Source organism: Tamlana crocina, from assembly GCF_012037625.1.
In genome coordinates this window covers 83,161-96,908 of sequence record NZ_JAAVJS010000003.1, presented here as the reverse complement: position 1 = coordinate 96,908, position 13,748 = coordinate 83,161, and the positions used below count along the sequence as shown (strand labels likewise).

Here is a 13,748-nt window from a genome sequence, read left to right as displayed (position 1 = left end):
GATTTTAATCATCAACTTTTTAGTTCTTAAGGCTTAATGAATAAGGAACGGCATCTTCGGTACTTGCCCAATTTTTATTAGGAGTGGCGCTCATTTCAAATTTTAAGGTTCCGCCGGCCATCACATCATTATAATCTAAATACGATTTATTGTAATCCTTAGCATTTAAAGTTGCAGATTGGATATACACATTTTCCTTAGTGTTTTGTGGTGCTGAAATTTCGAAAGTGTTTCCATTCTCTAAATGAATGGTTGCCTTTTTGAATAATGGGCTACCAATAACATATTGGTCTGCTCCCGGTGTTACAGGATAAAATCCTAACGAACTAAATACATACCAAGCGGAAGTTTGACCGTTATCTTCATCGCCACAATACCCATCTGGTGTTGGCGCATATAACTTAGTTAATACTTTTCTTATTTTTTCTTGCGCTTTATAAGATGCATTGGCGTAATTGTATAAATATATCATGTGCTGAATAGGTTGATTACCATGCGCGTAATTACCCATGTTCATGATTTGCATTTCACGAATTTCGTGTATGGTAAAGCCGTAGTATGAATGGTCAAAAACTGGAGGCATTTCAAACACTTCATCCAATTTGTTTTCAAAAGCATTTTTACCGCCCATTAATTCCATTAGTCCATTTACATCGTGAAAAACAGACCATGTATAGTGAATGCTATTGCCTTCTGTAAATGCATCGCCCCATTTAAGCGGATTGAAAGGGCTTTGAAATGTACCATCTTCATTTTTACCGCGCATCCATTTGGTTTCAGGGTCGAATAGATTTTTATAGTTTAAAGATTGCTTATAGAAACGCTCTGCAACATCTTTCTTTCCTAATTTATCAGCCATTTGTGCAATGGTAAAGTCGGCATAGGCGTACTCTAATGTTCTTGCAGCATTTTCGTTGATACCGACATTATAAGGCACATAACCTAATTTATTGTAATATTCTACACCTTCTCTCCCAACCGATTTTAGGGTATTCCCTCCTTTTGAAAGCGGCCTTCCTTTAGAAGTAGTTGCATTTTTTAACATGGCATCAAATAGAATCTCTTGGTCTTTTATGTGAACGCCCTTTAAAAAAGCATCGGCTATAATGGGGGCTGAGTTAGACCCCACCATACAATCTCTATGACCCGGGCTAGCCCACTCTGGCAACCACCCCGATTCTTTATACGTGTTGGCTAATCCTTCCATAATTTTTGAATTTAACTCCGGGTACATCATATTGAAAAATGGAAATACGGCTCTAAACGTATCCCAAAAGCCATTATCGGTAAACATGTATCCTGGTAAAACTTCTCCGTTGTACGGGCTATAATGTACAATGGCATTGTTTTTATCTATTTCGTGAAATTGTCTTGGAAATAATAGGACACGGTACAGGCAAGAATAAAAGGTTCTTAAATTATCAATATTATCATCTTCAACCACTATTCTTCCTAATTCTTTCTCCCATGAAGCTTTTGCCTTTGTTAAAGTGGTTTTAAAATTATCACCTCCTATTTCTCTATTTAGGTTAAGTTGTGCTTGCTCTGGACTTATAAAAGAAGAGGCTACTTTTACGTGTACTTCTTCGCCTTTTTTGGTTTTAAAACCTATTATTGCTCCAACGTGTTCACCCTCATTTTCGGTACTGTTTTCTGCTAATTTCCAATTATCGCTCCATGTATGGGTTAATTCAAAATCTTTATCAAATTCGGCTACAAAATAGTTATGGAAATTATCTGGAACACCACCACTATTGTTTCTACAATACCCGATTATTTTACGTTCTTTTGGTAGTATTTTCACCATAGAACCTTTAAAAAATGCATCTAATAGAATATAGGACTGATTTTCGGGAAAGGTAAATTTAAAATGTGCAGCACGTTCGGTTGGTGTTACTTCTGCGGTAACATCGTAATCTGCCAAATAGGTCTTATAATGATGTGGTTTTACCGTTTCGGCTTTATGTGAAAACCACGATGCGCGCTCGTCTTCTTTAAACTTTAAATCCCCTGTTACTGCCATTAATGAAAATGCTGCATAATCATTTATCCAAGGACTTGGTTGGTGTGTTTGTTTTATTCCTCTAATTTTATGGTCATCATATTTATACGTCCATCCATCTCCCATTTTAGAGGTCATGGGGGTCCAGAAATTCATGCCCCAAGGAGTTGCTATGGCAGGATATGTGTTTCCGTTTGATAATTCAAAAGAAGAATCTGTTCCCATTAAGGGGTTTACAAAATCTACTAAACTTTCTTCTTTTATTGTTGTGTTGGTTTCTCCATGTCCGTCTTTTGTGTTAACACAGGAGACAATGAATAATGATAATATTAAATAAAATAACTTCTTCATAAATAATGTTTTATTGATAATAAACCTCTAAAAGTTTAGCTTTTGTAGCTTTTAACTGTAGTTGATTTAAACTTGCAGGAATTAATAATGTTTCTCCCTGTTTTAACTGATAATTTTCGCCATTACTGATAACAATAACCTCGCCCTCTACACAGATATAAATTAAAAATGAGTCTATTGCAGAATAATCTTTTTTTACCTCTTGATTTAAATCTATTATATTAGTTTTAAAATATGGAGAATGCACTAAGGTGTTTGATGTGTTTTCTTCTAAACTATAATTTGTTTTATAGCTGTTATGTACTTGGTAATCTATAACATCTATAGCCAGTTCATTGTGCAGTTCGCGTTTACTACCGGTTTTGGCATCAACTCTATCGTAATCGTAAATCCTGTAAGTTACATCAGAGGTTTGTTGTATTTCAGCCAATAAAACACCTGCACCTATGGCATGCACACGCCCTGTTGGAATATAAAACGTATCACCTGCTTTTACAGTTTCATGGTGCATTACATCTAAAATGGTATTATTGTCTAGGTGTTTTTTATATTCACTTTGTGTTATTTGTTTTTCAAAACCAACAATTAACTCTGCATTATCATCGGCCTGCATAACGTACCACATTTCGTTTTTACCAAAAGAATTATGGCGTTTTTTAGCCACCTCATTACTGGGGTGTACTTGAATGGACAATGGTGTTTTAGCATCTATAAATTTAATTAGTAGAGGAAAAGTGTTTCCAAATTTTTGATACACTACTTCCCCTACTAAATCTTGTTTATAATCTGCTATTAATTCTTTTAGTGTTTTATTTTTTAATGTGCCTTGAGCTACTAAAGTCTCATCATTTTCAACACCTGAAATCTCCCAAGACTCTCCTATATTTTCTTCTGAATAATCTTTATTTAATACGGTTTTTAATTTTTCGCCACCCCATATTCTGTATTTATAAAGTGGGGTGAATTTTAATGGGTATAATGTCATTGTTTTATGTGTAATATTATTTTTATAATGTTATTTAGTTGTGCCAAATCAACATAATTTTTACTCTATTGACCTAGAATTTCTATGCATTTTAATGTAAAAAGCTTCTTTATGTCATCTATCAACAAAACACAGGTTGTTAAATTTCAAACATTAAGAAGCTTTAAACTTAAATATTGAGATTAAATACGCTAATCCTGTAATTTTACAGCTACGGTAAAATCTCCCCAAAGATTACTTCTATCAAGGTTATCAATATGTAGCCTTACACTAATAATACCATCGCAGTAAGAAATAAAGTTATCGTCACTTTCAATACTCTCTGCGGTCATGTACCACGGTGCTCCAAAATTTCCTATTTCTTGTAAATCTACAGAAGTCTTTAATGTTACGGGGTCTACATGAATAATCATTGGAACAGCATTTCCGGCATCGGTTGATAATATATATGAATATTGATACTCACTAATTTTAGTAACCTCTCGCTTATGGCCTTTATTAGGCATCCACCCATGGGGTGTATTATGTTCAGAAATCACTTCGTATTCACCTGTATTTAATTCAATAGTTTTTATGGTTTCCGTTTTAAATGCGGTATAAAACGTATCAATTGACTTAGCGTCTGGAACATGAAGGGTTCTGAACTTAAATGGTGTTCCTTCTTTTATCCCCTCTAAAGTTGTTGATTGGTCTTCGTTGGTAACCATAACTGTCTGTTCTTCATCTAAATCATTTATATAATTGACTTCTACTCCAATCATTGATGACACAGGAGGCACCCAATTTATAATACCGCAAGTGGCAGACTCAATTTGTCTATTAAAAATAGAGTTTTGAAACGTATCACCGAAAACGGTTCCTGAAACATTCTTAACAACAGATTGGTTCCCAGACGTATCAAATGTATAAATCTGAAAGTTATATACGCCTTCTTGCAAATTTTCTATCAACACATCTATAGTATCATTTGCAGTAGTTCTAGAAAATGTAACTTCAGTAGAATCTTGTCTGTTTTTCCAGAAAGCCTTAATTTTATTAACCGTAGGATCGCTACCTAATACCATTGCCAGCTCTATTCTATTTTTACCAGAGTAAACTATTACAGAATCTACCTTTGCAGGATATACTATATCTCCACCTTCTTTATACTTCTTAAATTCATCTATGGGCGTGCAGGAAGCTAAAACCACTAACCCTAGAATTAAGCATATAATGCTTATATGTTTTACAGTTTTCATTTTTTTAATATTTTTAGTGAACGAATAGTTAGTCTATTGGTTGTCCCCACAGGGATATCTCATTAAAATTAACATACGTTCCGTTTGACCAATTACGTAATGTTTTAAATCTAATATACCTATACCCCTTTGTATCTAGAGGAAACACAATTGTTTCCCCTGCTTCAGCTGCAGCAAGATCATCGTTAGATAATTGTCCATTAGGTAAACCTGATGGTTTTATTTGTTCATATTCAATTATCAAATCCCAAGACTCCCAACTACCATCAGGAGCGGGATCATTAGATCCATAAATTTCGATGTTTCTCGGATTATGTAAACTATATAGCCAACGCGTACCATCAGCCCTCATCCACCAAGCCAACCTACTTAATTTCACTTTTTTTCCTAGATCAAAAGAAAACCATTGGGGCATCCTTGCTTGGTCTCCACTAGAATAAAATCCGCCTCCTTCTGTAATATCATCGTTGAACAGAGCTGGTATATTACCACCGTAACCCAAAATAGCATCATTAGGCAATGTTAAAGCAGTAATTTCACTTTTATCAATTTCCGTTTCAAAATATGGAGTCAACCGAACTATCGTGGTATCTGAAATATTCCCCCAACGGTCGCGTACATAAACTCCAAAATCGGCTTCTTCTGATTCGAATCCTCTAGTTGAAAATCTACCTTCAATTTTTTGAGTGTAGTATGTATTATAAGGTATAAAGTTACCTAAGGAATCATTAGCTAAAACAACTATGGCAAGGTTATCTTCAGTTGGGTTTTCAAAATCAACAAAAAGGCCGCCAAAATCTGGTCCAATATTTAAACTTTCACCAACATTTTGGTACGGAGCTTTTTCGGGGTTTACTGTTACGGTTATTGGCTTTGAAGCATTTTCACCCCGATCTACAGCATAAATACTCACCTCATAAGGTTTATTTTTTCCGAATCCAGTTAATGTCATTTCATTTGTGTAGTATGAGGCTTTAACCTCTCTAACAACATTTCTTTCTGTTGTGTAAACGGCCTTGGCGTAAAACACATCTGGATCGTTTGGAAGTGTATAACTTAGTTTAACACTTCCCGATAAGTTTTCAATCTGGACTTCAGAAACAGGCCCCGGTGGCGTGCCATCATTTTCTGTTGGTTGCAACAAATCTGTTGTACATCCTAGTACAAACATAGCAAGAGCAGCTATTGGTACTAGATAAATTTTATATTTTTCCATTGTATCAAGTTTTATATCTTTTAGAATAATTTACCACCCTGGGTTTTGTACCAAATTAGGGTTAATTGTGAGCACATTATCTGATAATGGCCAAAAATAGTCTCGTGGCGCATTAAATTTTTGATCGAATAGCAACGTTCTTCTGTTATAAGTTTCATACTCCTCTTGGCCAATATCCCATCCGTAAATTGGGGTATTTAATCTAGAAGCAGATTTTTTCCAACGCTTTAAATCCCAGAAGCGTTTGCCCTCAAGCGCTAATTCTATTAAACGTTCTTGCTGTATTATTTCTCTTAACCCATCTTGTGTAGTGTATTTTCCGGGATTATTAGAATAAGTACTCCATGAGGTTTGTACAGTCTCCAAACCAGCTCTTTCTCGCACTTTATTAATATATTCTAAAGCCAAAGCATTATTACCTGTTTCATTTAAAGCTTCAGCGTACAATAAATACAAATCTGCTAAACGCATTACGGGCCAAGGGTAAAACTCTAAACTTACCCCGCCTCCTTGAGAAATTACCATGTTCCAGTTAACTAGTTTTTTAGCATAGTAACCGGTTATGGAATACAAAACACTCTGTTTTTTTCCTGCATGCTGACCAATTTTGGTCTTTAAATCCCAAGTATTATTGCGCATAAACCAGGTAGCACCATCAAAGCCTAAGTTTGCATAAAATCGTGGTTCTCTGTTAAAATGCAAACCGACCGTTTTGTACCCCTCCTGCATACCTTCATCACTTGCTTCAACGGTACGCAAATTATATCGGTCTTGATAGCTCCATGTTTTATCTTCGTCAATAGGCACTCCGTTTTCAGTATAAAACATTTCTGCAATGCGTAAAGTAGGCGCAAAATGTGCCTTTAGATTTAAACTTGTAATATTAGGATCTAAATTGGGGCTAGCTGTTAACTGGACTGCCCATGAAGGCACATCAGAACCAACATTACCCCAAATAAGTTCAGAGTTCCATCTTTCGCAAACTGCATTTCTAATGCTCATTTCTGTCTTTATCCTATCTGTAGCACCTTGAGCGTTTTCATTAAACTCGTACAAACTTATTCCTGCTGCTTCGCAGGCTACAACTGCTTCTTCACAAGCCTTTAAAGCCCTGTTCCATTTTTCAATTTCAAAGTTAGTATTGAACAAAGGTGTTCCATCATTGCCTAAAAAATTATCGAAATCTGTGTTGCCGTTAAACAAAGGGCTTGCTGCTGTAACTAAAACACGTGCCTTTATTGCTAGAGCTATTGGCTTTGTAATTCTACCGAGCTCTGAAGTTTTATTATCTATTCTATTGGGCAGACCTCCATTAACTTCTTCTTGAGTTACTGAGTCTATTAATTCTACAATATAATCTACCACGTCATCAACCGGTTGCCTTTCTATTCTGACCTGATCTGAGTTGGCAGATATAGGCAGGTTTTCGTCTACAATAGGAATTGGCCCGTAGGCTTTCAATAAATACCAATGGTAATAAGCTTTAAGAAATTTAACTTCGGCAATCCACCTATTTTTAAGAAAAGGTTCTAGGTCCGTTACTTTATCAATATTCTCTAAAAAGATGTTACAAGATCTAATCCCTTGCCATAATGGAGGTACCCTTCCTCCTCCTTCCCAAAAATTCATTAGGGGACTTACTCTATTTTGTAATCCGCGAGCAATTTGGTAAGGGTCTAAAGAAGTCGCATAACCATCGGGAATAGGCCAAAAAATCCAATATTCGTCTCCTGCGTAAAACTCTGGGTTCCCCTCAGGATCATCAAATCGGGGTAAAAAAGAATAACAGGTAAACAGGTATTTTTCTGCTTGAGTTTTATCAACAAAAGCGTTATCGATGGTAGCAACATTATCTGGAACAACGTCCAAATAATCACTACATGAACTAATTATTCCCAAAAAGGTTAAAATAACTAGTATTCTTATTTTTTTAATATCTCTCATGTTTCTTGTTTAAAAATTAAAGGTCATTCCAAAATTAATAACACGCTGGATAGGATAACCTAAACCATTGCCCCCCATCTCTATATCCCATAAATCGAAACCACTAATACTCAATAAGTTTATACCACTAAAGTATAAACGTGCATTCGATAAATGTAGATTTTTGATAACGGCATCGGGCAAACTGAAACCTAACTCTACGGACTTAAGTCTTAAAAATGCTCCGTTTCTCATAAACCAAGTACTTCTTTGAGTGTTATTAGTATTTAAAGTACTACTCAGCCTTGGCCAAAGCGCATATGAATCTCTATTTGATTCCGACCAGTGATTATCTGCATAAACTTGTAAAAGCGCATTTTGCGATCCAGCCCCTAAATCGGGATTTGCAACAAAGGGGGCTGTTCTTACTGGATCTATCCAGAAGGAAGACCGAGCAGAACCTTGTAAAAAGAATGAAAAATCGAAATTTTTATAACCTAGAGATAATCCGCCTCCGTATATAATTTCAGGCACCGTAGGGTGGCCTATTGGAACCCTATCCAAATTGGTTATCTCTCCATCTCCATTTACATCTCTATACTTTATATCTCCAGCAGCATATTCTCCAAAATTTTGTTTGGGTGAATTATCTACATCAAACTCATCTATAAATAAACGCTCTGCCACAAGCCCCCATTGTTGTGACAATGACTGTCCTTTATGAAACAAATGACTGTTTTCTTCAGAATATTGGGGTTCTTCAAAGAAAAGAAACTCACTATGGGCATAGGTGAAATTGGTTCTACTTTGTAACCAAAAGCCATTGGTGAACGATTTATTATAGTCGAAAGAAATTTCAAAACCGTTTGACTTTGCCTTACCTACATTCGCTCTAATAGGTGCAGACAACCCCATGGTTGCAGGAATAAAGGCCCTATCCATCAATATGTTACTTCTGTTTTCGGTAAAATAATCTGCTTGTATCTCTAAACTGTTAAATAAATTAACTTCCAACCCAAGGTTCATTTTTTTTGCAGTTTCCCAGCTAATGTCCTCATTAGAATAACGGTTTACATTAACACCGGGTCTAGCGTACTGAAAATTAGTTCCAAACCATGCGGCTCTGCCTCCCGCATTTAAGTCAACCTCTGAAAGATAAAAAAACCGGTCTTCTGCACTACCTATGGCATCGTTACCTACCAAACCATAAGTTGCTCTCAATTTAAATTTCGGCACCACAGATTTTATGCCTTCCCAAAATGACTCGTTAGAAACAAACCAACCTAAACCTGCCGATGGGAAAAACCCATATCGATGTGATTTATGAAAACGCTCCGAACCATTGTAACCAAAATTAAATTCTGTCATGTACCGAGAGTCGTACCCATAAGTTACCCTGCCTGAAATGCCTTGGTTTCTATATGGTAATGATTTCTGTAAAGTACCTTGATTTGCGAACAATTGGTTTCTTCTTGTCCCCACCAGCATACCAGTAACTTCGTGTTTTTCAGAAAATGTATTTTGATAATTAATTGCGACTTCTGTGTACGTCGCTGAATTTATTTGCCTTTGGCCTTCGTTATAATTTAAATAATCTGTTGCTGATAGCTCATTGAGTAAATTCAATTTATAGGAATCATTAGATTTATCATAGCCAAAAGCCGAATAAAAATGCGGGTTATAAAATCTAGAAACATCAAAAAACGAATAGCGTTCTGTATTAAACAGCATTCTTGCTGACAAACCTGGGATAAAAAACGACAAATCTTGCTTTAACTCGAACTGTGCAGACATATTAGATCTGGTGTAATCTTTGTACCCCTTAACCATATCTGCATAAGGGTTAATAAAACTAGGTTCGTTACCACTAGAGGCATTACTGCTATTACCAAATAAGATGTGCCTTGCATAAGGCTTAGCCTCGGATGGGTAATATGCTGGAAACATGACCGGATTAGAACCAAGAATTTTTGAAAACATTCTTCCCCCTCCATCAATTGGTCCCGTATAATCATCAAAAGAACCTGCTAGCCTAACTACGGCCTCGGTGGTTTCTGTTAGGTCTATATTGATATTCGAACGAAGTTGATAATTTTTAAGATTAATATTACTATTAAAGTTATTTCGATCATCAACCTTTAAAATTCCATTATCTTTATTAAATACCCCAGCTATATAATACCTTGCCACTTTACCTCCACCACTAACATTTAAATTTAGCCTATTGTTTACGGTAAAATCTTTTAACAGTTGATCCATCCAGTTATTTGCTGGATAGACATATTCGTTTAAGCCCGCTTTGGTATTGTCTATTTTATTTTGCGAGTAAGGTAAAAACCCAATAGGATTGCGCGTTAATACTGCTTCATTTTCTAACAGCATGTATGTTACGGGGTCCGCCAGCTTTAATTGCTTTGTATTACTTGAAAACGAGGTTTCGTAGCGCACAAATACTTTAGCCTTACCTTCTTTTCCTTCTTTAGTCGAAATCAATATAACACCATTAGCACCTCTTGCTCCGTATAATGATGTTGCTGTTGCATCTTTCATAATTGAAAATGAACTAATATCATCGGGCGACAACTGTGCCAATTCTGTTGTTGAAGATTCAACACCATCAATTAAAATTAACGGATCTACCTTATACCCAAAACTTGTGACTCCTCTTATAAAAAAGGACGCGTTATCTTGCCCTGGTTCCCCGCTTCTTTGGTACGAGATAACTCCAGGGATTCTTCCTGCCAACGCTGTTGTTAAATTACTTGATGGTATTTTTAATTCACCTGGCTGAACCGTTGAAATAGAACCAATAACACTCGATTTTTTCTGTTTGGCAAAAGCTACAATTGTAACCTCATCTAATTCATCTTGATTTGGCATCAATTGCACATTCAATTTCTCCTTATCGCCTACCGTTATTTTTTTGGTAGTATAACCCACATAAGAAAATACTAACACACTGTTTTGGTTGGTTACACTTAAACTGTACTCTCCATCAAAATTGGTAACAGTTCCGTTTTTAGTTCCCGCCTCCATAACGGTAACTCCGGGCAGTGGCACTCCCTTTTCATCTGTTACAACTCCAGATACACTCTCCTGAATAAAATTTTGGCTAATTTTATCCAACCCTTTGCTTAGAGCAAGTCCATCTTTCATTATTGAAGTATTAGTGGTTTTTGCAAGAGAAAACGAAAAATGAAAGACAGAAAACATAGCAGCAAATAGTAAATGCTTGAAATGTTCCTGCCTAAAAAGTAAAAATTTACATTTCATAATAATTAGTTATTTGGTTTAATTGGTTTAATTGGTTTATGAAAAACACTTAAGATAAATTGAATAATAAATTTTATTCATTGTAAAACTAAATACAATAGGAATGCGATTATGATATTATAGTCGCTAAAAATGAATCAATATCAACATTAAGTATCAATTGATTTTTTTTTTAAGATTAAATTTTTGCTTCAGAATTAACTTTTAAAAATTGACTTAGAGCAAGCCCATCTTTCCTATTAAAGCATCAGTGGTTTTTGCAAGAGAAAACGAAAAATGAAAGACCGAAAATATAGCAGCAAATAGTAAATGCTTGAAAATGTTCCTGCCTAAAAAGTAAAAATTTACATTTCATAATAATTAGTTATTTGGTTTAATTGGTTTGATTGGTTTATGAAAAACACTTAAGATAAATTGAATAATAAATTTTATTCATTGTAAAGCTAAGTACAATAGGAATGCGATTATGATATTAAAGTCACTGAAAATGAGTCAATATTAACAATAAGTATCAATTGATTTTATAAGATTAAATTTTTGCTTCAGAATTAACTTTTAAAAATTGACTTAGAGCAAGCCCATCTTTCCTATTGAAGCATTAGTGGTTTTTGCTAAAGAAAACGAAAAATGAAAGACCGAAAATATAGCAGCAAATAGTAAATGCTTGAAATGTTCCTGCCTAAAAGTGAAAATTTACATTTCATAATAATTAGTTATTTGGTTAAATTCTTTTTTTTGAAGACAAATGGACTTTTTATCAATTTACGGTTCGCGCTAAACCTTAACTAATATATTGTATGAATGTCTGAACATATCAAGTATATATAAAAATTTTGACAGATTAATACTAAGAATAAAAGCTTTAAAAAAAAGAAGTCCGCAACCATTGGCAGGCTATAACATGTGAATCTATTCGCTCTAAACAAAAGAAAAAAAACTATTTTAAGACAAGTCCTTGAATTGTCCTAAAACAGCTTTTGTATAAAATTTCAATAAAACTATTAATTACTATTTCTTCCAGCTTTCTTCAATATCCTCAAGTGTTTTTCCGCTCGTTTCTGGTAGTTTTTTATAAATAAAACCCAATAAGAATATAGCGTTTAGCATAAACACCCAAAACGTAAATGCACCTCCTAAATGTTCTAGCATAACTGGTGTAAACTGCGTGATACCTACTACACCCAACCAAACCATTAGCGTAGCACAAGACATGGCTATTCCTCGCGTTTTAGTTGGAAAAATCTCAGATATAATAACCCAAGGAATAGGCCCCAAGGAAGAAGCGAAACTCGCTATAAAACCTAAAATAAAAATTAAGGTAAAAACACTAGAACTCTGATTGAAATAGAATACACAGCCCACGCCAAACAGTGATGCTATCATTCCTATTAGCCCCCAAATCAATAATTTTCTTCGTCCAATTTTATCTATAAATAGTATAGCCACAAAGGTAAACAAGGTATTCACGGCACCAATAATTACAGTTTGAAACAACGCTGAATCTGTATTAAACCCAATATTTTTAAAAATTTCAGGGGCATAGTAAATTATAGCATTAATTCCCGTAATCTGTGAAAACAGTGCCAAAACCAATCCTAAAATTAATGCAGGTCTCAAACTACTGGACAATAACTCTTTAAAGGTACCTTTTTCAAATTTCAGTGTTTCCTTTATTTGATTTAAAACTTTTTCGCCTTCTATTTGTCCGTTTACTTTATTTAAAACTTTTGCGGCCTCACTGGTTCTTCCCTTTGAAGCTAACCACCTTGGGCTTTCTGGCACAAACAACAACATAAAGAAAAAAAGTGCCGCTGGTATTACCTCAGAACCTAGCATATAACGCCATCCCATTTCAACGTTCCAAGCCTCAGTGCTTGAGCCTGCTATTTTTAAGTTTATAAAATACACGACATTAATTCCTAAAACTATAGCTAGCTGGTATAATGTTACCAACATACCTCTTTTTTTAGCTGGTGCAATTTCTGAAATATATAAAGGTGACAACATTGATGCTGCCCCAACACCAACACCACCTATAAATCTGGCTATTACAAATTGTGTTAACGTGTTTGGAATTGCAGAGCCTATTGCAGAAATAGAAAAAAGTATTGCGGTAATTAATAAGACTTTCTTTCTTCCGTATCTATCACTCACATAGCCCGCAACCATTGCTCCAAAAACACAGCCCCAAATAGCACTCGATGCCGCCCAACCAGTCATGGCTGCTGATAACTGAAACTTAGTCTGCAAAAAACCAATAGCTCCAGCAATAACTGCCGTATCGTAACCAAACAATAAACCGCCTAAAGCAGCTGTAATGGTTACTATATATATATAACGCTTGTTTATTTTTTGAACTGAAGTGTTTGTGCTTTTCATTTTTATAATTAAGTTATTTTAGTCTTTATTTAGCAAGTAGTTGTTTGATTAATTAGTACTCATGCCTGAGTAAAATTTAGTTTTATATTTTTTATTAAATAATGATATTATGGAATCATTATTATTTGTTTTCAAATAATAAAAACACCTTTAATCAGGCAAATAATTTAAATGACCATATGTCTATACATTCAAATATATGGTATATATTTTATTTACAAAACTAATTTGTCACTTAATATCTCATTAACAGATTCGTTCTTTTTTTAATAAACTATTATAATTTATCATTAGTTATTTGACCCGATTAAACCTTAATAACTTTCAATCCGTTCTTCATAATTCACTTTCAGACTTTTTAATTGATTAGTATTAGTATCA

At 34.7% G+C, this 13,748-nt stretch carries 7 protein-coding genes; all 7 read right to left on the bottom strand.

What is annotated here, in order from left to right; translation table 11 throughout:
• Window positions 1-19: 19 nt before the first annotated feature.
• The 7 genes from HC176_RS02810 to HC176_RS02780 all read right to left on the bottom strand — a co-directional run bounded on the left by HC176_RS02810 (window position 20) and on the right by HC176_RS02780 (window position 13,367).
• A complete protein-coding gene (locus tag HC176_RS02810) occupies window positions 20-2,353 on the bottom strand; it encodes a GH92 family glycosyl hydrolase (RefSeq protein ID WP_167916674.1) in 2,334 nt (777 codons plus the stop codon).
• A 10-nt stretch (window positions 2,354-2,363) separates the two neighbouring features.
• Window positions 2,364-3,338, bottom strand: coding sequence for a type I phosphomannose isomerase catalytic subunit (locus HC176_RS02805; RefSeq protein WP_167916673.1), 975 nt, complete (start codon window positions 3,336-3,338; stop codon window positions 2,364-2,366).
• 191 nt (window positions 3,339-3,529) lie between these two features.
• Complete coding sequence (locus tag HC176_RS02800) at window positions 3,530-4,576, bottom strand: DUF4998 domain-containing protein (protein ID WP_167916672.1); 1,047 nt, start codon at window positions 4,574-4,576, stop codon at window positions 3,530-3,532.
• Between the two features lie 28 nt (window positions 4,577-4,604).
• Window positions 4,605-5,792 (bottom strand): DUF5000 domain-containing lipoprotein, encoded by a 1,188-nt coding sequence (locus HC176_RS02795; RefSeq protein ID WP_167916671.1) that lies wholly within the window; start codon window positions 5,790-5,792, stop codon window positions 4,605-4,607.
• 30 nt (window positions 5,793-5,822) lie between these two features.
• The gene (locus tag HC176_RS02790) at window positions 5,823-7,736 is read right to left on the bottom strand and encodes a RagB/SusD family nutrient uptake outer membrane protein (RefSeq protein WP_167916670.1); all 1,914 of its coding nucleotides are present in this window, start codon (window positions 7,734-7,736) and stop codon (window positions 5,823-5,825) included.
• A 9-nt stretch (window positions 7,737-7,745) separates the two neighbouring features.
• Window positions 7,746-10,871, bottom strand: coding sequence for a SusC/RagA family TonB-linked outer membrane protein (locus HC176_RS02785; RefSeq protein ID WP_167916669.1), 3,126 nt, complete (start codon window positions 10,869-10,871; stop codon window positions 7,746-7,748).
• Window positions 10,872-11,996: 1,125 nt separating this feature from the next.
• A complete protein-coding gene (locus HC176_RS02780) occupies window positions 11,997-13,367 on the bottom strand; it encodes a sugar porter family MFS transporter (RefSeq protein WP_167916668.1) in 1,371 nt (456 codons plus the stop codon).
• Between the last annotated feature and the right edge of the window lie 381 nt (window positions 13,368-13,748).

Bases quoted from the DNA above. Each gene is read 5' to 3' on its own strand.
- HC176_RS02780 (WP_167916668.1), bottom strand. From the start codon at position 13,367: ATGAAAAGCACAAACACTTCAGTTCAAAAAATAAACAAGCGTTATATA.
- HC176_RS02795 (WP_167916671.1), bottom strand. From the start codon at position 5,792: ATGGAAAAATATAAAATTTATCTAGTACCAATAGCTGCTCTTGCTATG.
- HC176_RS02805 (WP_167916673.1), bottom strand. From the start codon at position 3,338: ATGACATTATACCCATTAAAATTCACCCCACTTTATAAATACAGAATA.
- HC176_RS02790 (WP_167916670.1), bottom strand. From the start codon at position 7,736: ATGAGAGATATTAAAAAAATAAGAATACTAGTTATTTTAACCTTTTTG.
- HC176_RS02810 (WP_167916674.1), bottom strand. From the start codon at position 2,353: ATGAAGAAGTTATTTTATTTAATATTATCATTATTCATTGTCTCCTGT.
- HC176_RS02785 (WP_167916669.1), bottom strand. From the start codon at position 10,871: ATGAAAGATGGACTTGCTCTAAGCAAAGGGTTGGATAAAATTAGCCAA.
- HC176_RS02800 (WP_167916672.1), bottom strand. From the start codon at position 4,576: ATGAAAACTGTAAAACATATAAGCATTATATGCTTAATTCTAGGGTTA.